Source organism: Clostridium sp. OM05-9 (genome assembly GCF_003481465.1).
In the GTDB taxonomy this organism is placed as follows: domain Bacteria; phylum Bacillota; class Clostridia; order Lachnospirales; family Lachnospiraceae; genus Coprococcus; species Coprococcus ammoniilyticus.
The window spans coordinates 143,459-159,387 of the sequence record NZ_QULF01000001.1 but is presented as its reverse complement, the minus strand read 5'-3'; the positions used below and the strand labels follow the sequence as shown (position 1 = coordinate 159,387).

The following is a 15,929-nucleotide window of genomic DNA, read 5'->3' as shown; positions in this document are numbered from 1 at the left end:
TATGCCTGTATAATTCTATATTTCTGCAACTATTATTTACATTTCATTGCTATTTTATCACAACATCCATGCATTTACACAAATAAAATTATCTATTACAAATCGTTTCTCATCACCCAACACTCTTTACAGATAAAAAGAGATCATCCTGTATCTTTTACCGATACAAAACAATCTCTTTTCTCACAGGAATTGTCTTCTGATTCTTTCAATCCTTCTGATCATTCCTGTTCATATTATTTATTACTTATTGTTTTTTGTAGTTGTCGTAATTTTCTTGTCACTGCTTTTTTTCGTTTTCTTTTTGTCCTTCTTTTTATCCTTTTTCCCGGCCGATTGTTTATTTATTTTTTCGGCCTCAACGGTTGTCTGAATCTGTTCGCCATTCTCATTTACCGTAATAACAGTTGCAGGATTCTTCATATACTTTTTGTATACCTTATACTGTTTATTCCAGTCAGTATACCGGGAATCTTTTTTCTTATTTTCAAATGAATAATGTTTTGAAATATATTTTCCTATCTCTCTTGTTACTTTTCTTGCACCGTAACAGTTCAGATGTTTTCCGCCATCTCTGGTATCTGTTCCCCAGTTGATCTTATTTTTGCCCTTTACCGTATTCAGATCAAGGAATGGGATTCCTAATTTCTTCGCATACTGTGTCATACCATTATGTTTTTTATAATTCCATGAGCTTGCTGTCGGCATCTCAACAAACATAACTTCAACATTGTTTTCTTTGCAGATATCCAGGAACATCTTAAGAAAAATTCTGGAAGACTTCGGTACCGGTTCAATATCCTTTGTCTCTACCATCTTATCTTCACCTGTATAAGCCATAACCGTTCTGCTCAGATACTGACCTCTTGTACTGGAACGATAAGTATATGATTTTTTCTTAAAGCTGTCCTTAAGTGCCAGTGTTTTCCACCTGTCATGATACTTCATGATCGGAATATATTTATAGATTAGGGATTTGACATTTCCCTCTACTCTGGATACCTGTGTCTTACCTTGCCACAACAGATCCACATCCAAAACGACCAGCTTCGGTTTCTGGCAGGTCAGTACTTCCTGAAGGACATTGACTGTCTCTGCAATATTCTGCGCTCCCTCCGCCGCAACATAGGTTGGAATTCCATAGTTCTTCCACATCATCATTGGAGAGTAGGCACTGTATGCGTTACTGTTTCCCATGACAACAACATCCAGCGAATTTCTCGGTTCTCCATAGAAGCCTCTGGCATTCGGATTTGACAAACCACCTTCCGGGTCACTGGTCTTCGGATAGAACACAACCGACAGAACTCCCATCAGTACACAGAAAATGATGAAAAACAGGATACATTTTATTATATTTTTTGTTTTGTCTTTTTTCATATCGTTCACCATCTATCCTAAAATTGTGCGTATATAAAGCCTGCGACTTCATATCCGCTTCCATATGCTCCAAGGATGATCACGGAAAAGATCAGTCCATAATATAATACCCAACGGAATACAATATTCTTTGCTGCAATATCTTCTCTGATATGACGTCCCTGTTCCTGATACAAGCCAACCAACAGCAACACAATTGCTCCAAAAAGCAGTAACAAGAAATCACTCATACCAATCCGGACATCAAACAATTCACCATAGCGGATCGGATCCCATGACAGATTCCGGAACATCGATATAAACATCTGTCCGAAGATCTTCAGATCATCTGCACGGAACATCAGCATACCGATATTAACAAAGATAAAGGTTCTCACAACCTGAAGAGCCTTATAGATCTTACCTTCACGGTTCACATGCATTTTTTCAAATAATTTTCTGAATAATGGTTCTGTCAGAAGTCCGAGGATCATGATCAGACAGTAATAAATACCGTACATAACATACTTCCAGCTTGCTCCATGCCAGATACCGGTTCCAAACCATACTGCAAGCATGGCAATAGAGGTCGGGATCAGCGTTGCAAAGAACGCATTGAACTTCTCTCTTGTCTTCTTGCTCAGCTTCATAAATGCCTTGGATAGAGAGATGGTATAGAATACATAATCCTTAAACCATGCACCAAGTGTCATGTGCCATCTTCTCCAGAACTCGCTGACTGTCTTTGATATAAACGGTCTTGCAAAGTTTTCTGACATCTCGATGCCAAACATCTGCGCACTACCGCGGACGATATCCATACAACCGGAGAACTCTGCATACAACTGTAAGGTGTACAACAGCATTCCTATGATGACATACAGTCCATCATACTGATCGTGGAAATTAAAAATCTGATTTACATACATATTTGCACGGTCAGCAATTACGATTTTCTTAAACAGACCCCAGAACACAAGCTGAAGTCCCATTGTTGCATTTTTATAATCAAACGGATGTCCTTCATATACCTGATCTCCCAGCAGATCAAAACGTCCGATCGGGCCTTCCACGATATGTGGGAAGAATACCAGGAACAAAGCAACCTTTCCAAGATTATCGGAGGCTTTGTATTTACCACGGTATACATCTACAATGTAGCTGATCGCCGATAAGGTGTAGAACGAGATACCAAGCGGCAGCATCATATTCTGCATTGGATTGGATATCTTAATATGGAAAATACTTAATATATCACAGAACACCTGTCCGAAGAATACGGAATATTTCAGATATACAAGAATACCAAGATTTAATAATACAATAGATACACAGACACATTTTTTCTGCCATCCGATGATCGACTTGAATTCCTTTTTATTTTCCTTTGGCAAGGCTTTCTTTGCCATACTGAAGCCATCATCAATCTTATTCAGCAGCAGACCGCCAAAATAGATCGACAAGGTACTAAACAATATAAATACAATATATTTTCCGGAATTAATAAAATAGAACAGATAACTGAATATCAGCAGAACCTTCCATTTGTGCTTTAATGGCACGATCGAGTAGAAAAAGAAGGATCCCATCAATATAAATCCCAAATAAGCTATAGATGTATAAGACATTTTTTTCTCCCTATCACTGATACCGAAAATCTACCGGGCAGTCATTTTCTGTACGTATTACAAAAGGCCGTCCGGTTTATTCCCAGTATTCCTTTTTTCCTCAGTCTGTAAACTAATTAATCATCACTGAGTCTCTGGATCATATCATAGATCGTCTGAACTGTTTTGAAGTTCTCTGGAACGATATCTACAGGTGTGATCTCGATATCAAATGCATCATTTAATTCCATAACAAGTGTTACCATTGTGATGGAATCTAAGACGCCATGGCCGATCAGGTCTGTATCATTTTCAAAATCAACACCTGGTTTTACTTCGTTTAAAATTTCTAATAATTCATCCATTTCTTTTTCCTCATTTCTTATAATTTATAGTTATTTTTCAACCACTTACGATCAATTTTTCCATTTTGATTGTGTGGCATACTCTTCACTCTTACAAACTGGTTCGGTTCCATATAATGTGGAACTTTTTTCTTGAATTCCCCAAGCAGGAATGCATCATCCAGTTTCTTACCTTCATATATAAATACGATCTTATCCTCTGCATCATCGTAGATACATGCATAGCTTCGGATACCTTCGATTGCACCGGCAGCCGCTTCGATCTCGCCGAGCTCGATACGGTAACCCATATGTTTGATCTGATAATCTTTTCTTGATATATAGACCAGTTCGCCATATTTATTATATTTTACAAGATCACCTGTCTTGTAGATCAGTTCCGGATAATTCGGGTTTAACGGATTCTGGACAAAGGCTTCTTTTGTCTTTTCTTCATTTCCATAATATCCAAGAGCGACAAAGGAACCTCTGGCATATAATTCACCTTCTGCACTGAAGCCTGTCTCCGGATTGATCTCCGGCGAAACCACCTTGCCATCTTCTCCAAGTACAAATACATCACAGTTGTTACATGCATTTCCCATTGGAAGTGGCTCATCGTCACGAAACTTTCTGTTTACCACATAGTAGGTACAAATATCGGTTGTCTCTGTCGGGCCAAACAGGTTTGCATACATGGCATCCGGCAGATTCTCGATCCAGTAATTCAATGGTCTTGTCGGCATAACCTCGCCTGCAAATAACACTTTTTTCAGGTCCGGAAGCTCGGCATACTGGAACATCTTATAATTTGCAATGATTGAAAGCGCCGATGGAACCCAGTAGATCGTATTAACCTTTTTCTCATTCAGGAATTCCATGAGCTTAATTGGGAATGAAAAATATGCTTTTGGTATTATATACAATGTTGCGCCATTTTTCAATGTGCTATATAAATCTGAAACAGACATACTAAAATAAAATGGCGTCTGATTTCCAAATATTGTTGTCTCGTTGATATCAAAGGCTTCTGTATACCATGTAATATAAGAAAGAATATTTGCATGTGATATAACTGCACCCTTTGGAACACCTGTCGAACCGGAAGTAAATAATGCATACACCGGATCCGTATCGATCATATGTGCTCTTACATTTGCCAGACAACTCTGGTCTGCTTCCTGATCCATCTCATCCAGATTGAAAATCTTTGGTGCATAGCCCTTACCGTCCTCTGTTTCAACATGCAGCTCTTTTGCTTTATCGAGATGCTTATTATCGGTTACGGCAGCCTCCGGTTTCAATGCCTTTAAGATCTTATTCACTCTGTCAACCGGCATCTCCGCATCTATGACCACATAAAAGTTTCCGCTGTATACAGCACCCATGAATGCTGCCACACTCTTCGGCTCCTTATCAAGAAGTACAACAACCGGACGATTCTTGCATCCGCCAAGTCCCTGATATAACCATGCTCCAACCTGTTTTGCCGTTTTCTCCAGTTCTTTATAAGTGAGTCCTCCGTTAACATCGGCAACTGCTAATTTGTCTGGATATTTAGCTGCTGAGCCTTCAATAAATTCAAGTACATTCTTCATATCTTTCTTTACCGGAACCTGTCCGGACCTCCTTTATTCCACAATTGCAAATACAAGTGTTACTGTATATTGCCCTTTCTTCTCTTTTACTGAAAAGTCTATGTTCATTTCCTGTGCAATTTTCTCACAGGTCTTAATTCCTATCCTTGTGCTCTCTGCTTCATTTCTGTTTTTGCTTATATGATTACTGATCACCAATGTTACCTTCGTATCAGAGGTACTATACTGAATCTCTACTGGTTTGCTGTAATCCGAATATTTTCTTATATTCGTAAATATATTATCAAACAACCGTTTCAGATGCGGTGCATCAATCTGTATCTTCGGTGAATTATTCTCCGTCTTGACCTGGAATGTGATTCCTTTTTCTTCTAACAGACACATATATTCACCGATCATCTGCTGGAAAAATTCTTTTGCGGGAAACTTTTCCATCTTCAGTTCATCCGTATGTCCGGAATATACGAAGAAGTAACGGAACAGTTTATCTGACAGGTCTTTTAACTGCCCTGCCTTATCCACGCAGATATCAACGTACTGCTTATACTCTTCTTCCGAATCAAATTCACTTGTTTCCAGAAGATCCAGATAACCCTTCAATACCGTAAGCGGTGTCCGAATATCATGTGCCATTGCTGTGACCAGATCCCGGTTCGCCTGCCAGGCTTCTTTTTCTTTGCTCATCTGCTGGATGATCGAGTTTCTCATACTGTCAATATTATCCGCCAGTACATAGATCTCATCATGCCCGGACTTCGTGATAGCAGCATTGATATCGTTCTTTTTGATTCTGGATACCTCCCGTGTCAGACGTCTTACACGCTTTACCACACGGCCGTTATAGATCATAACAAACATCATAAAGATAAACGAGCACACCAGAAAACCAATTGTCATCCAGAAATAGTAAACTCTTTTCTCTGAGTAATCCACGATACAGACATCATACAGTCCATCCTCGAACCGTACAGAATAAAATACATAGCTTCCGGTCTGTCCCGTCACATCAGTCCTTTCCAGTTCATCGATTGGAATGGTTTCTGAATATTCAACATCCTGCAGCGGCTGTTTCTGCTCCATGTCCTTTGTTTTCTGTTTCTGATCCTCTGCCTTTTTCTTGTAGATCTCCATCAGATGCTTATTCTTAATGTTATTCAGCATCTGCTTCTTGTCTTCTTCAGACTCTGCAAGCTTTCTGCCCTTCTGGTTTCCATTTGTTATCTTATTAAAAAAACGCTCCATCGCGGTACGTCTTTTCTGTTTTGTTGAATCATATATTACATTCTCATTCTGATATACAAGAAGATATACACTTCCCTCTTCCTGCTGCCATCTGAGAATAGCATTCATATCTGTTGATTTTACCTTATTATCCCTGACATAATCGGAAAAGCGGTCGATCTTCTCTTCTGTCCGCCGGGCTGTGGCTGTCTCATTCAGATAGTTTTTGTCAATTATATATACTGTAGTTTTCAGCCAGACGAAGAACAAACCAACTGCGAGTAACAGACTTCCTGCAATAACCAGAATCAGCTTCGTATTTAAGGTAAGCTTCTCGTCTGTTCTTTTTTCCCGTCTATTCTTTTGTCTCGTTTCTCTGTCTTTCATTCCGTCTGACCTTTTCAGGCTTTAATCCACCTGATATCCTTTTCCATAAATCGTTCTTATAATCTCAGGCTGTGCCGGATTCTCCTCGATCTTCTGTCGAAGCCTGAGCACATGCACCATGACCGTATTGGACGATGAAGGAAGATATTTTTCCTGCCAGATATTCTCATATAGTTCATCCAGATTCCAGGATCTACCACGATTCTTCACAAGGAAAAACAGCAGTGCAAATTCTTTATCCGTCAGATGGATGACTTCATCTTCTTTCGTTACCACACGCTTATACGGATCGATTGATATTGTTCCGACACGAAGTATTCCATCCGCATTATCTTCTCTTCCTTTATAAACATTATAACGTCGGATCAGTGCTTTCACCTTCCGGATCAGCTCACCCTGTTCAAAAGGCTTGCTTAAGAAATCATCTCCACCAATATCATATGCCTCATTTTTGTCCGGCTCCTGTGTCTTGGCTGTTAAGAACAGCACCGGAACCGATGAGAATTCCCGGATAGCCGCACAGCTTTCGGTTCCCGACATTCCAGGCATCATAATATCCATAATAACCAGATCAATATCCGAATGTTCTTTCATAACATTGATCGCCATCTGTCCATTCTCTGCTTCCAGTGTTTTATATCCCTGCTTTTTCAGGTAAATACCTACAAGCTTCCGAATATCCTTTTCATCATCTACGATCAGAATTTTCGCTTCCTGTTCGGACAGCAATCCCTTTTGCTTCTCTCCATCTATTGTTTTGTTATTTTCTAAAATCATAACCATATCCTCTCTTTTTCTAATACGACCTGATTTTAACTTTCAATAACCACCCCAACATTATAGCATTTGCATCTATAATTCAAGTATGCGTCAGGTGTTGTTAAGATTTGTTAAGTCAGGTTATACCAGAAAATTACATCCTTTTTGTATCTAAATTTTTAAGATTCTTAAGTTTTTTGTTTAAGCTATCTAAAAAATCCATTCAAAGACGATTCCGTAAAGTTCCCTCAGATAATAAGTTGGCAATAACCACCACGCTGTTTTCCCGCACACCGCCGATGGTTTTATACCTGTATGTTCTGCAATAACAGATGCACGGTATTCATGAAATTCATTTGTTACGATAATAACCTGCGGATCCAGATTCTTCTCCTCTATGATCTTCTTTGAATATAGAAGATTCTCTCGGGTCGAGGTTGACCGGTCTTCCTTATATAAACGGTCCCGTGCAATTCCTTTTTCTGTTAGATACCGGTACATGCACTCCGCTTCGCTGATATTCTCACCTTTTCCCTGTCCACCGGACAGAATACACACAACCTCTTCATGTGTGTTCAGATAATCATATGCCGCATCTAAGCGTTCCGTCAGCATCAGGCTTGGGCGATCGCCATTTACACCACAGCCAAGCACGATCATAACCGTTTCATCCTTCGGAGCGCTCTTCGATGCCCGTATCATGCATATCGTACCTGCTGCCGCAAATCCAACTGCAACTAATACAATCAGCAAAACGATCCCGCATATTACTTTTCCGGCAGTCCGGGTCATCCATTTTTTCACCCGGCGATTCACCCTGTGGAACCATGCCGCATATAAGATCAGGCAGATACCAAGGACAACTCCCGTAAGATTTCCTATGTTTTTAATCCCCTTCGTAACAAATGGATACAGAAATATGAATACTCCTGCAAATCCTGCTATGAATAATACTATTCTAAGCCACAATTTCTTCAATTTTCCCTACATACCTCCCGTCTTTTTACATAATTCTCCTTTTTCCGGAGTTTACTCCATGTTTATAGCATCCAAATGCATCAAAATGCCATCATCTCTATTGCGGAGCGATTAAGATTTATAAATGATCCGGTTACATTATATTTAAACACTATTATATACTGTTTTTAACAAAAAACAGCCATTTCAGGCAACGGATTGCTCCATTTGGAACAATTCATTATCCAAAATGACTGTATTTACACTAATTTAAAATGATTTCTAATGATTTTAAATCATTTTAAATTATTTCTTATAATTTCTAATGATTATTAATGTTTCAGGCATTCCTTAATAGATGCTTCAAAAATATCAAGACCGGCTGCAAGCTGCTCATCTGTCATTACAAGCGGTGCAAGGAAACGGATTACATTGTTGTAAGTTCCTGCGCCTTCTACTAACAGACCTTTCTTCGCACAGGTCTGGATCAGGTCAGATGTAAATGCTGCATCCGGTTCTTTTGTTTCCTGATCTTTTACGAATTCGATACCGATCATACCGCCAAGTCCTCTGACATCACCGATAACCGGATATTTCTTCTGCATTTCCAGATAACGCTCTGTTACTTTCTTACCGATCTCACAGGAACGCTCTGCCAGATGATCTCTCTCCATAATCTCGATCGTCTTTAGGGATGCGGCACATGCCAGTGGATTTCCACAATAGGTTCCACCGATCGTTCCTGCCGGAACTGCATCCATAACCTCAGTTCTTGCAATAATGGCTGATAATGGCACGCCGGCTGCGATGGATTTTGCTGTTGCGATGATATCCGACTCTACACCGGCCTCCTGCCAGTAAACAGAAGCAAACATACGACCGGTTCTGCAGAAACCGCTCTGTACCTCATCTGCGATCAACAGGATACCATTTTCATCACAGATCTTGCGAACTGCTTTTACCCATTCGATCGGAGCAGGAATGAAACCACCCTCACCTTGAAGAGGCTCAACAACGATTGCTGCAATCGTGTCCGCTGCTGCACACTGTTCAAATACATCATAGATAGATCTGATATAGTAATCAACTGCCTTATCCTCAGGCATTCCTTCCGGATTTCTATAATAATATGGGAACTGTGCACGGAACACGCCGGCTGCTAACGGTCCCATATCCTTTGCATATGCTTTCTTGGATGTCATTGCCATTGTAAAATGTGTTCTTCCATGGAATGCACCGGAGAATACGATGATATTCGGACGCTTTGTATATGCCTTTGCTACCTTAACGGCATTCTCGTCTGCTTCGGCACCACTGTTTGCAAAGAAGGCTTTCTTGCTATCGCCCTTTACAGGTGCAATGCCGGATAACTTCTCTGCGAGCGCTACATAGCCTTCATGTGTTACGACATTGAACATGCCGTGGAAATATTTATCTGCCTGTGCTTTTACTGCTTCAACGACTTCCGGCTGGGAAAATCCGATATTCAATACCCCGACACCACCGATCCAGTCCAAGAACTTGTTGCCATCGACATCCTCGATCATGGCGCCTTCACCACGTTCGATAACAACCGGATATCCGCAACGAATCGCATTTGGAACGGCCTGCGCTCTCCTGTCTATGATTGCCTGTGCCTTAGGGCCGGGTAAAGTCTCTGTTATTATTTCCGGTAAATCTGTTCTTAACATATGTATCATCCTCCATCTTCTTAATACGAACGGCTTTTGTATCTGTGCCGTTCATTTATTTGCTCTTTTGAATTTTCTACAGTATGCCATTCATAAAAACCGATCACCATATCCCGCCAGCACAAAACTCCCGCCCTAATTTGTGCTGATAGCACAATCATATGTTTGACAGGCACATATTTTCTATGGTATTGTTGGGTTATTGTAATCCATAGCACAAATCAGTGGTTTATTATATTAAGCAGCAGCTAATATAAACCTTATATAATTAAGCAAATATTAGGCAATCATGTTCAAACTGCTTCAAATCAATAAGCCACCGCCAAGCCGATACGCGCAGATCATATTTTGATTGAACGGACTTCTTATACATAGACAAGTAACAATTATCAAATTCTGCTAAGAAAGGATCTTATATATGGCAATATTATTAAGAGATTTATATAAAGAAACAAAAAGCACCTATGGTCTGGATCTGATCGCAGGGGAAGAAGGACTGGATCATCTGATGAACTGGGTCTATATATCAGAAGATCCCGATACATTAGAATTCCTGCATGGCGGTGAACTAATCATTACGACCGGCGTTCTATGCGGAAATGAATACTGGTTATATAACTTCATCAAAGGGCTGATTGAGCATAAAACCTGCGGCCTTATTATCAATATCGGCGGACATCTGAACCGTTCCGATATCTCCGACCGTATCCGTATGCTGTGCGATCGGAAGCATTACCCGCTCTTTCTTATGCCATGGGAAACGCGGATCTTCGATATCACACACGATTATTACAATCGGATATTTGATGATACCCAGACCAGTCAGGCAATCTCAACAGCCCTTTCGCGCGTGATCCTTCACCCAAATGACAAAGCTCTGATGGAAATCAGCCTGCCTGTCTTATATGAACATGGTTTTCAGGCGGATGCACAATACCATCTCGTATATATATCAGATCTGCGTGATACAGCATCCATGAAACCAACCGCTGCACAGACAAATACCTCTATCCAGCAGTCTGAGCATTCCACCATCTCATCCGGTTATGCAAATACCGCCGGAAGTTTTCTTCAGAATCTGTTGACACGTCTGGTCAGAATCTATAATCTGCCATATACATTTGTCAACGGCACCGACTATACTCTGCTGATCAGCCCCGCACGGTCAAATGAACGGCTTGAACAGGAGCTTACACGGCTTCTGTATTATATGGGAGAATCTGCCGGAACAACTTCCATGTATATCGGAATCAGTGCGCCAACCAAAGATCTGATTGGATTAAGTCAGGCATTTTTACAGGGACGGTGCGCCGCCCTGATGGCACAAAAAAAGAACAGTAGCCTGTTCTTCTTCGATGATATGGGATTCTATAAGCTTCTTTTATCTGTAAGTGATATGGATGTTCTTAGAGAATATGTAAACGATACCCTGGGATCCATCATTACATACGATGAGCAGCACCATACGAATTATCTGGAAACACTCTATCAGTATCTGCTCTGTGATGGCAGTATACAAAAAATTGCCGGTGCCCTGTTCTGTCACAGGAACACCGTCAATTATCGTGTCCGTATATTAAGGGAGGACTTACATCTTGCTTTAGATGATCCGTCCACTCGTTTTGAACTGATGACCGCATTTCAAGTTCATAGTTATCTGGATTTGTTTTCCTGAATCTGCTGCAACACATTTTAATATCATGTACATCATATATCCGGTCATTAATTGGCCTGTTATTTTCTGCGTCTGACCGCCAGTAATTCTTTCCATGCCGGCGGATAGAACAACAAGAGCAATGGGAACAGCTCCAGTCTTCCGGCAAGCATATCAAACATCAACACATATTTGGAAAATGTACCATATACATTAAAATTCTTCGTTGGTCCTACCAGCTCCAGTCCCGGTCCGATGTTATTGATCGTTGCCGCAACCGCAGTAAAGTTTGATGTCATATCTTTTCCCTCAAAGGAGATCAGCAGTACGGATGTTGTAAACAGGATGATAAATGTTATAAAATATACATTTACCGCACGTACCACTTCATGCTCTACCGGCTTGCCGTCCATTTTGATCTTCTTGATACTTTTTGGATGCAGATAGGAATTCAACTCTTTTATCACACTTTTTACCACGATGATAAATCGGGATACCTTGATACCACCACCGGTACTGCCTGCACATGCACCAATGAACATCAGAATAACCAGTATCGTCCTACATGTCTGGTTCCACAGGTCAAAATCCACACTGGAGAATCCGGTTGTTGTTATGATCGAAGCGACCTGGAACGATGCATGACGGAGTACTGTCCAGAATCCATCCATTGTATGAATCAGATTCAATACAAGAACTGCGATCGCCGCCACAATAATGAGGAAATAGGTTCGCACCTCATCCATCTTCAATGCCTTTTTGATATTGCCAAATAAAATCAGATAGTATGCATTAAAATTCACACCGAATAAGATCATAAAGATCGTTACCACCCACTGCAGATATGGCGAAAAGCTGGCAAAGCTATCATTCTTTGTTCCGAATCCACCTGTACCCGCTGTTCCGAATCCGGTACAAAATGCATGGAACACCGGCATTTTCCCGGCTATTAACAAGATGATCTCTATAGCCGTTAATACAATGTAAATAACATATAATATTCGCGCCGTATACTTGATCTTCGGTACAAGCTTACCAACAGAAGGTCCTGGGCTCTCTGCTTTCATCAGATTGATATTTGATCCGCCACTAAGCGGCAATACCGCAAGCAGAAACACCAGCACACCCATGCCACCGATCCAGTGTGTAAAGCTTCGCCAGAACAACGTCGTCCGGGATAATGCTTCCACATCGTTTAAGATACTGGCTCCTGTGGTTGTAAAACCGGAGATCGTCTCAAATAACGCATCTGTGAAAGATGGGATATCTCCTGATATGCACATTGGAAGTGCACCAAATATACTCAGTGCTATCCAACTCAATGCTGTAGCGATACAGCCCTCTTTCAGATAGAATACATTTACTTTAGGTTTATGTTTTACAATGATGGCTCCAAGCAGCATACAGATAACTGCCATCACCAGATAATCAATTCCTTCACTTTCCTGATAAATCAACGAAACCAGACATGGCAGAAGAAGCATAACCCCCTCCAGCATGACCACATGTCCGACTACGTATAAAATCATTGACCGATTCATAGCTTCCTATTTTCCCTTTTACAAAAATACTCATTACTTATACCAGAATATCCCTGATATCATTAAATCCTGTATGGGTCGTTACTACCATAGCGGTATCCCCGACTTCGATCGTATCATGACCGGATGGTGTAATGATCGTACCGTTTCGATTGATAAACGCGATCAGCACATCCTTCTTTAACTTCAGATCCATCAGTGGCTTTCCCGTTACCTCGGATGCTTCATCCACACGGAACTCGATCGCCTCTACCCGGAAATCAAACATATGATATAACGTCTGCACACAGCTGTTCATGGAACGTGTATTTGATTTCGCACGAACATAAGCAGTAATAGTCTCCGCTGTAATAAAACTCGGATAAAATACACTTCCAAGGTTCAGATTATTAATTATTTCCTTGAAATTACTACGGTTGATCTTCGTGATGGTCTTTGCATCCGAAACATGTCTGGCATGCAGTGTCAGGAGGATATTTTCCTCGTCAATCCCGGTTAAAGCAACAAAGGATTCTGCATTGCTTAAGCCTTCTTCCTTTAATACATCCTGATCGGTTCCGTCTGCATTGATAATAACTGCTTTCGGAAGCAGAATACTGAGTCGCTCACAACGATCCTTCTCTTTCTCAATGATCTTTACATTGATTCCCATATTGATCAACTGACTTGCAAGATAATATGCAACGTCACCACCGCCGACGATCATCGCATCACTGACACGATTTGTCTTGAATCCGATAAAATCAAGAAATGCACGGCTCATCGGACGGGATCCTACAAACGAAAGAACATCTCCTGCATGCAGTTTAAAATGACCGGATGGAATATAGACTTCTCCATCTCTTTCAACCGCACAAATCAGAATATTGATATTCTTCGCTCGATCCATAAGCTGCTGACCAAGATGTGCCACAGACAGTCCGTCTAACATATTATGCTCCGGAATCTTGATCTTCGTCATCTCTGCCTGACCATGTGCAAAGGAATTGATCTCCAAAGCCGTCGGCATATAAAGTACACGCGCAACCTCCGTTGCTGTTTCAAGCTCCGGATTGATGACCATGGTAAGTCCCAGACTCTTTTTCAGATATTTTATCTCCTTGCTGTAGTCCGGATTTCTGACACGCGCTACCGTTGCGCAGTCACGTCCCTGTTTTGCGATCGTACAACAAAGCAGATTCAGCTCGTCAGAATTTGTTACTGCGATCACAAGATCGGCATTCTCCACACCGGCTTCCATCAGCACACTGTAGCTTGCACCATTTCCGCAGATTCCCATAACGTCATACTGATTGACGTTCATCTCAACCTTATCCGCATTTTTATCAATGACTGTTATATCATGCCCTTCCTTGCATAACTGTCTGGTCAGTGCCGTTCCGACCTTACCGCATCCTATGATCAATATATTAAGACCCGTTTTCTTCGCGCCTCGTTGCTTAAACATCACTTACCTCCACCGACTTCGGCTATATATTATACATACCTTTTGTGCATAAAACGCTCACTTTATTATAGCGTCAATCTTGATTGTAACATCTTTTTTCTATATGTACAGTGATATTGGAAAATTTTATTTAAAGTTTAGTTTGATTCTGTGTTATACTCCTGTCTGGAGGATTTGATATGTTATTGTCTTTATTTATTAATTTTTTCAAAATCGGATTATTTACATTTGGCGGCGGTTATGCGATGATCGCACAGATCCGGGAAGAAGTGGTTGCAAAACGGAACTGGCTCACGGAAGACGAACTGATCGAAGTGATTGCGATCGCTGAATCAACGCCCGGGCCACTGGCGATCAACCTCGCTACTTTTGTCGGTTATAAACAAAGAGGCTTCCGCGGAAGTCTGGCAGCCACCCTCGGTGTCTGTATCCCATCCGTTATTATTATATTTGTCATTTCTCTGTTTTTTGATGCTTTCATTGCAAATAAATATGTAGCGTATGCCTTCGTTGGCATTAAATGTGCTGTTGCTTTTCTGATCCTTACAACCGGAATCAGCATGATGAAAACACTCGACCGAAAAAAAATACCGGTTCTTGTATTTGTAGTTACTTTTATAATCATGGTGATCGGAGAACTGCTTTCCAAATCCGTTAATGCAATTCTTCTGATCCTCGCAGGCGGCATCATCGGAATTTTCTGTACCTCTTTTAAAAGAATCCGAAAGGAGGATGCAGACAAATGATATATCTGACATTGTTTATTGAATTCTTTAAAGTAGGACTGTTCAGCTTCGGAGGCGGCTTCGGCATGATACCGCTGATCCAGGATGCTGTCATCCGCCATAACTGGATGAGTGAAGATGCCTTTTACAATTTCATCGGTGTCTGCGAATCTACACCGGGTCCGATCGCAGTCAACATGGCAACCTATGTCGGATCGACGCAGGCAGGACTTCCGGGCGGTATTGTCGCTACTCTCGGTGTCATCACGCCGTCCTTTTTCATTATATTATTAATTGCCGCAGTTATAAAAAATCTGACGAAAAATACCTACGTGCAGGGCTTTCTGTATGGCATCAAACCGGTTATCCTGGCCCTGATCCTTGCAACCGGAATCAACATGCTGTTAAAGTCTACTGGGTATGTCAGCTTATCCGAATATGATGTGAATATCCCTGCTATCATCATTCTGTGCCTGCTTGCAGGAATCTATTTCTTCATCCGGCGCAAATGGAAGCAAAAGCTGTCAGCGATCTCCCTGATCCTGCTTTCCGCGGTTCTGGGGATCGTGGTATCCGTGATTGCCGAACACATCAGATAAAAAGTCACCTGATACAATGCAAAGTATCAGGTGACTTCAT

General features: G+C 41.1%; 13 protein-coding genes. 3 read left to right on the top strand and 10 right to left on the bottom strand.

All coding sequences use genetic code 11. From position 1 onward, the window contains the following. Window positions 1-243: 243 nt before the first annotated feature. The 8 genes from DXB77_RS00710 to DXB77_RS00675 form a co-directional block, all read right to left on the bottom strand. The gene (locus tag DXB77_RS00710) at window positions 244-1,380 is read right to left on the bottom strand and encodes an SGNH/GDSL hydrolase family protein (protein ID WP_243100117.1); all 1,137 of its coding nucleotides are present in this window, start codon (window positions 1,378-1,380) and stop codon (window positions 244-246) included. A gap of 17 nt (window positions 1,381-1,397) precedes the next feature. After that, the gene (locus DXB77_RS00705; protein WP_118662448.1) at window positions 1,398-2,987 is read right to left on the bottom strand and encodes an MBOAT family O-acyltransferase; all 1,590 of its coding nucleotides are present in this window, start codon (window positions 2,985-2,987) and stop codon (window positions 1,398-1,400) included. A gap of 116 nt (window positions 2,988-3,103) precedes the next feature. Continuing rightward, window positions 3,104-3,331, bottom strand: coding sequence for an acyl carrier protein (locus tag DXB77_RS00700; protein ID WP_021943190.1), 228 nt, complete (start codon window positions 3,329-3,331; stop codon window positions 3,104-3,106). A 17-nt stretch (window positions 3,332-3,348) separates the two neighbouring features. Further along, entirely contained in the window at window positions 3,349-4,908 is a 1,560-nt protein-coding gene (locus DXB77_RS00695; protein WP_118662447.1) for an AMP-binding protein, read from the bottom strand. Window positions 4,909-4,941: 33 nt separating this feature from the next. Beyond that, window positions 4,942-6,516, bottom strand: a complete 1,575-nt coding sequence (locus DXB77_RS00690) for a HAMP domain-containing sensor histidine kinase (protein WP_118662446.1) — start codon at window positions 6,514-6,516, stop codon at window positions 4,942-4,944. Between the two features lie 21 nt (window positions 6,517-6,537). Beyond that, on the bottom strand, window positions 6,538-7,293 hold the full coding sequence (locus DXB77_RS00685) for a response regulator transcription factor (protein ID WP_242996095.1): 756 nt from the start codon (window positions 7,291-7,293) through the stop codon (window positions 6,538-6,540). A gap of 192 nt (window positions 7,294-7,485) precedes the next feature. Continuing rightward, window positions 7,486-8,253 (bottom strand): YdcF family protein, encoded by a 768-nt coding sequence (locus tag DXB77_RS00680; RefSeq protein ID WP_118662445.1) that lies wholly within the window; start codon window positions 8,251-8,253, stop codon window positions 7,486-7,488. 311 nt (window positions 8,254-8,564) lie between these two features. Then, a complete protein-coding gene (locus DXB77_RS00675; RefSeq protein ID WP_118662444.1) occupies window positions 8,565-9,923 on the bottom strand; it encodes an aspartate aminotransferase family protein in 1,359 nt (452 codons plus the stop codon). A 418-nt stretch (window positions 9,924-10,341) separates the two neighbouring features. On the opposite strand from DXB77_RS00675, the gene DXB77_RS00670 reads away from it, so the two are divergent. After that, complete coding sequence (locus DXB77_RS00670) at window positions 10,342-11,598, top strand: PucR family transcriptional regulator (RefSeq protein ID WP_118662443.1); 1,257 nt, start codon at window positions 10,342-10,344, stop codon at window positions 11,596-11,598. Window positions 11,599-11,657: 59 nt separating this feature from the next. Here the strand turns inward: DXB77_RS00670 and DXB77_RS00665 are convergent, their stop codons facing one another. Beyond that, window positions 11,658-13,118 carry a TrkH family potassium uptake protein gene (locus DXB77_RS00665; protein WP_117822240.1) on the bottom strand — a complete coding sequence of 487 codons (1,461 nt, stop codon included), beginning with the start codon at window positions 13,116-13,118 and terminating at the stop codon, window positions 11,658-11,660. 37 nt (window positions 13,119-13,155) lie between these two features. Then, complete coding sequence (gene trkA, locus DXB77_RS00660) at window positions 13,156-14,565, bottom strand: Trk system potassium transporter TrkA (RefSeq protein WP_021943181.1); 1,410 nt, start codon at window positions 14,563-14,565, stop codon at window positions 13,156-13,158. Window positions 14,566-14,744: 179 nt separating this feature from the next. On the opposite strand from trkA, the gene DXB77_RS00655 reads away from it, so the two are divergent. Further along, window positions 14,745-15,311, top strand: coding sequence for a chromate transporter (locus DXB77_RS00655; RefSeq protein WP_118662442.1), 567 nt, complete (start codon window positions 14,745-14,747; stop codon window positions 15,309-15,311). After that, window positions 15,308-15,889, top strand: a complete 582-nt coding sequence (locus DXB77_RS00650) for a chromate transporter (protein WP_008402149.1) — start codon at window positions 15,308-15,310, stop codon at window positions 15,887-15,889. Before DXB77_RS00655 ends, DXB77_RS00650 begins: the two co-directional genes overlap by 4 nt. Window positions 15,890-15,929: the final 40 nt, after the last annotated feature.

Bases quoted from the DNA above. Each gene is read 5' to 3' on its own strand.
- DXB77_RS00710 (WP_243100117.1), bottom strand. From the start codon at position 1,380: ATGAAAAAAGACAAAACAAAAAATATAATAAAATGTATCCTGTTTTTC.
- DXB77_RS00705 (WP_118662448.1), bottom strand. From the start codon at position 2,987: ATGTCTTATACATCTATAGCTTATTTGGGATTTATATTGATGGGATCC.
- DXB77_RS00700 (WP_021943190.1), bottom strand. From the start codon at position 3,331: ATGGATGAATTATTAGAAATTTTAAACGAAGTAAAACCAGGTGTTGAT.
- DXB77_RS00695 (WP_118662447.1), bottom strand. From the start codon at position 4,908: ATGAAGAATGTACTTGAATTTATTGAAGGCTCAGCAGCTAAATATCCA.
- DXB77_RS00690 (WP_118662446.1), bottom strand. From the start codon at position 6,516: ATGAAAGACAGAGAAACGAGACAAAAGAATAGACGGGAAAAAAGAACA.
- DXB77_RS00685 (WP_242996095.1), bottom strand. From the start codon at position 7,293: ATGATTTTAGAAAATAACAAAACAATAGATGGAGAGAAGCAAAAGGGA.
- DXB77_RS00675 (WP_118662444.1), bottom strand. From the start codon at position 9,923: ATGTTAAGAACAGATTTACCGGAAATAATAACAGAGACTTTACCCGGC.
- DXB77_RS00670 (WP_118662443.1), top strand. From the start codon at position 10,342: ATGGCAATATTATTAAGAGATTTATATAAAGAAACAAAAAGCACCTAT.
- DXB77_RS00665 (WP_117822240.1), bottom strand. From the start codon at position 13,118: ATGAATCGGTCAATGATTTTATACGTAGTCGGACATGTGGTCATGCTG.
- trkA (WP_021943181.1), bottom strand. From the start codon at position 14,565: ATGTTTAAGCAACGAGGCGCGAAGAAAACGGGTCTTAATATATTGATC.
- DXB77_RS00655 (WP_118662442.1), top strand. From the start codon at position 14,745: ATGTTATTGTCTTTATTTATTAATTTTTTCAAAATCGGATTATTTACA.
- DXB77_RS00650 (WP_008402149.1), top strand. From the start codon at position 15,308: ATGATATATCTGACATTGTTTATTGAATTCTTTAAAGTAGGACTGTTC.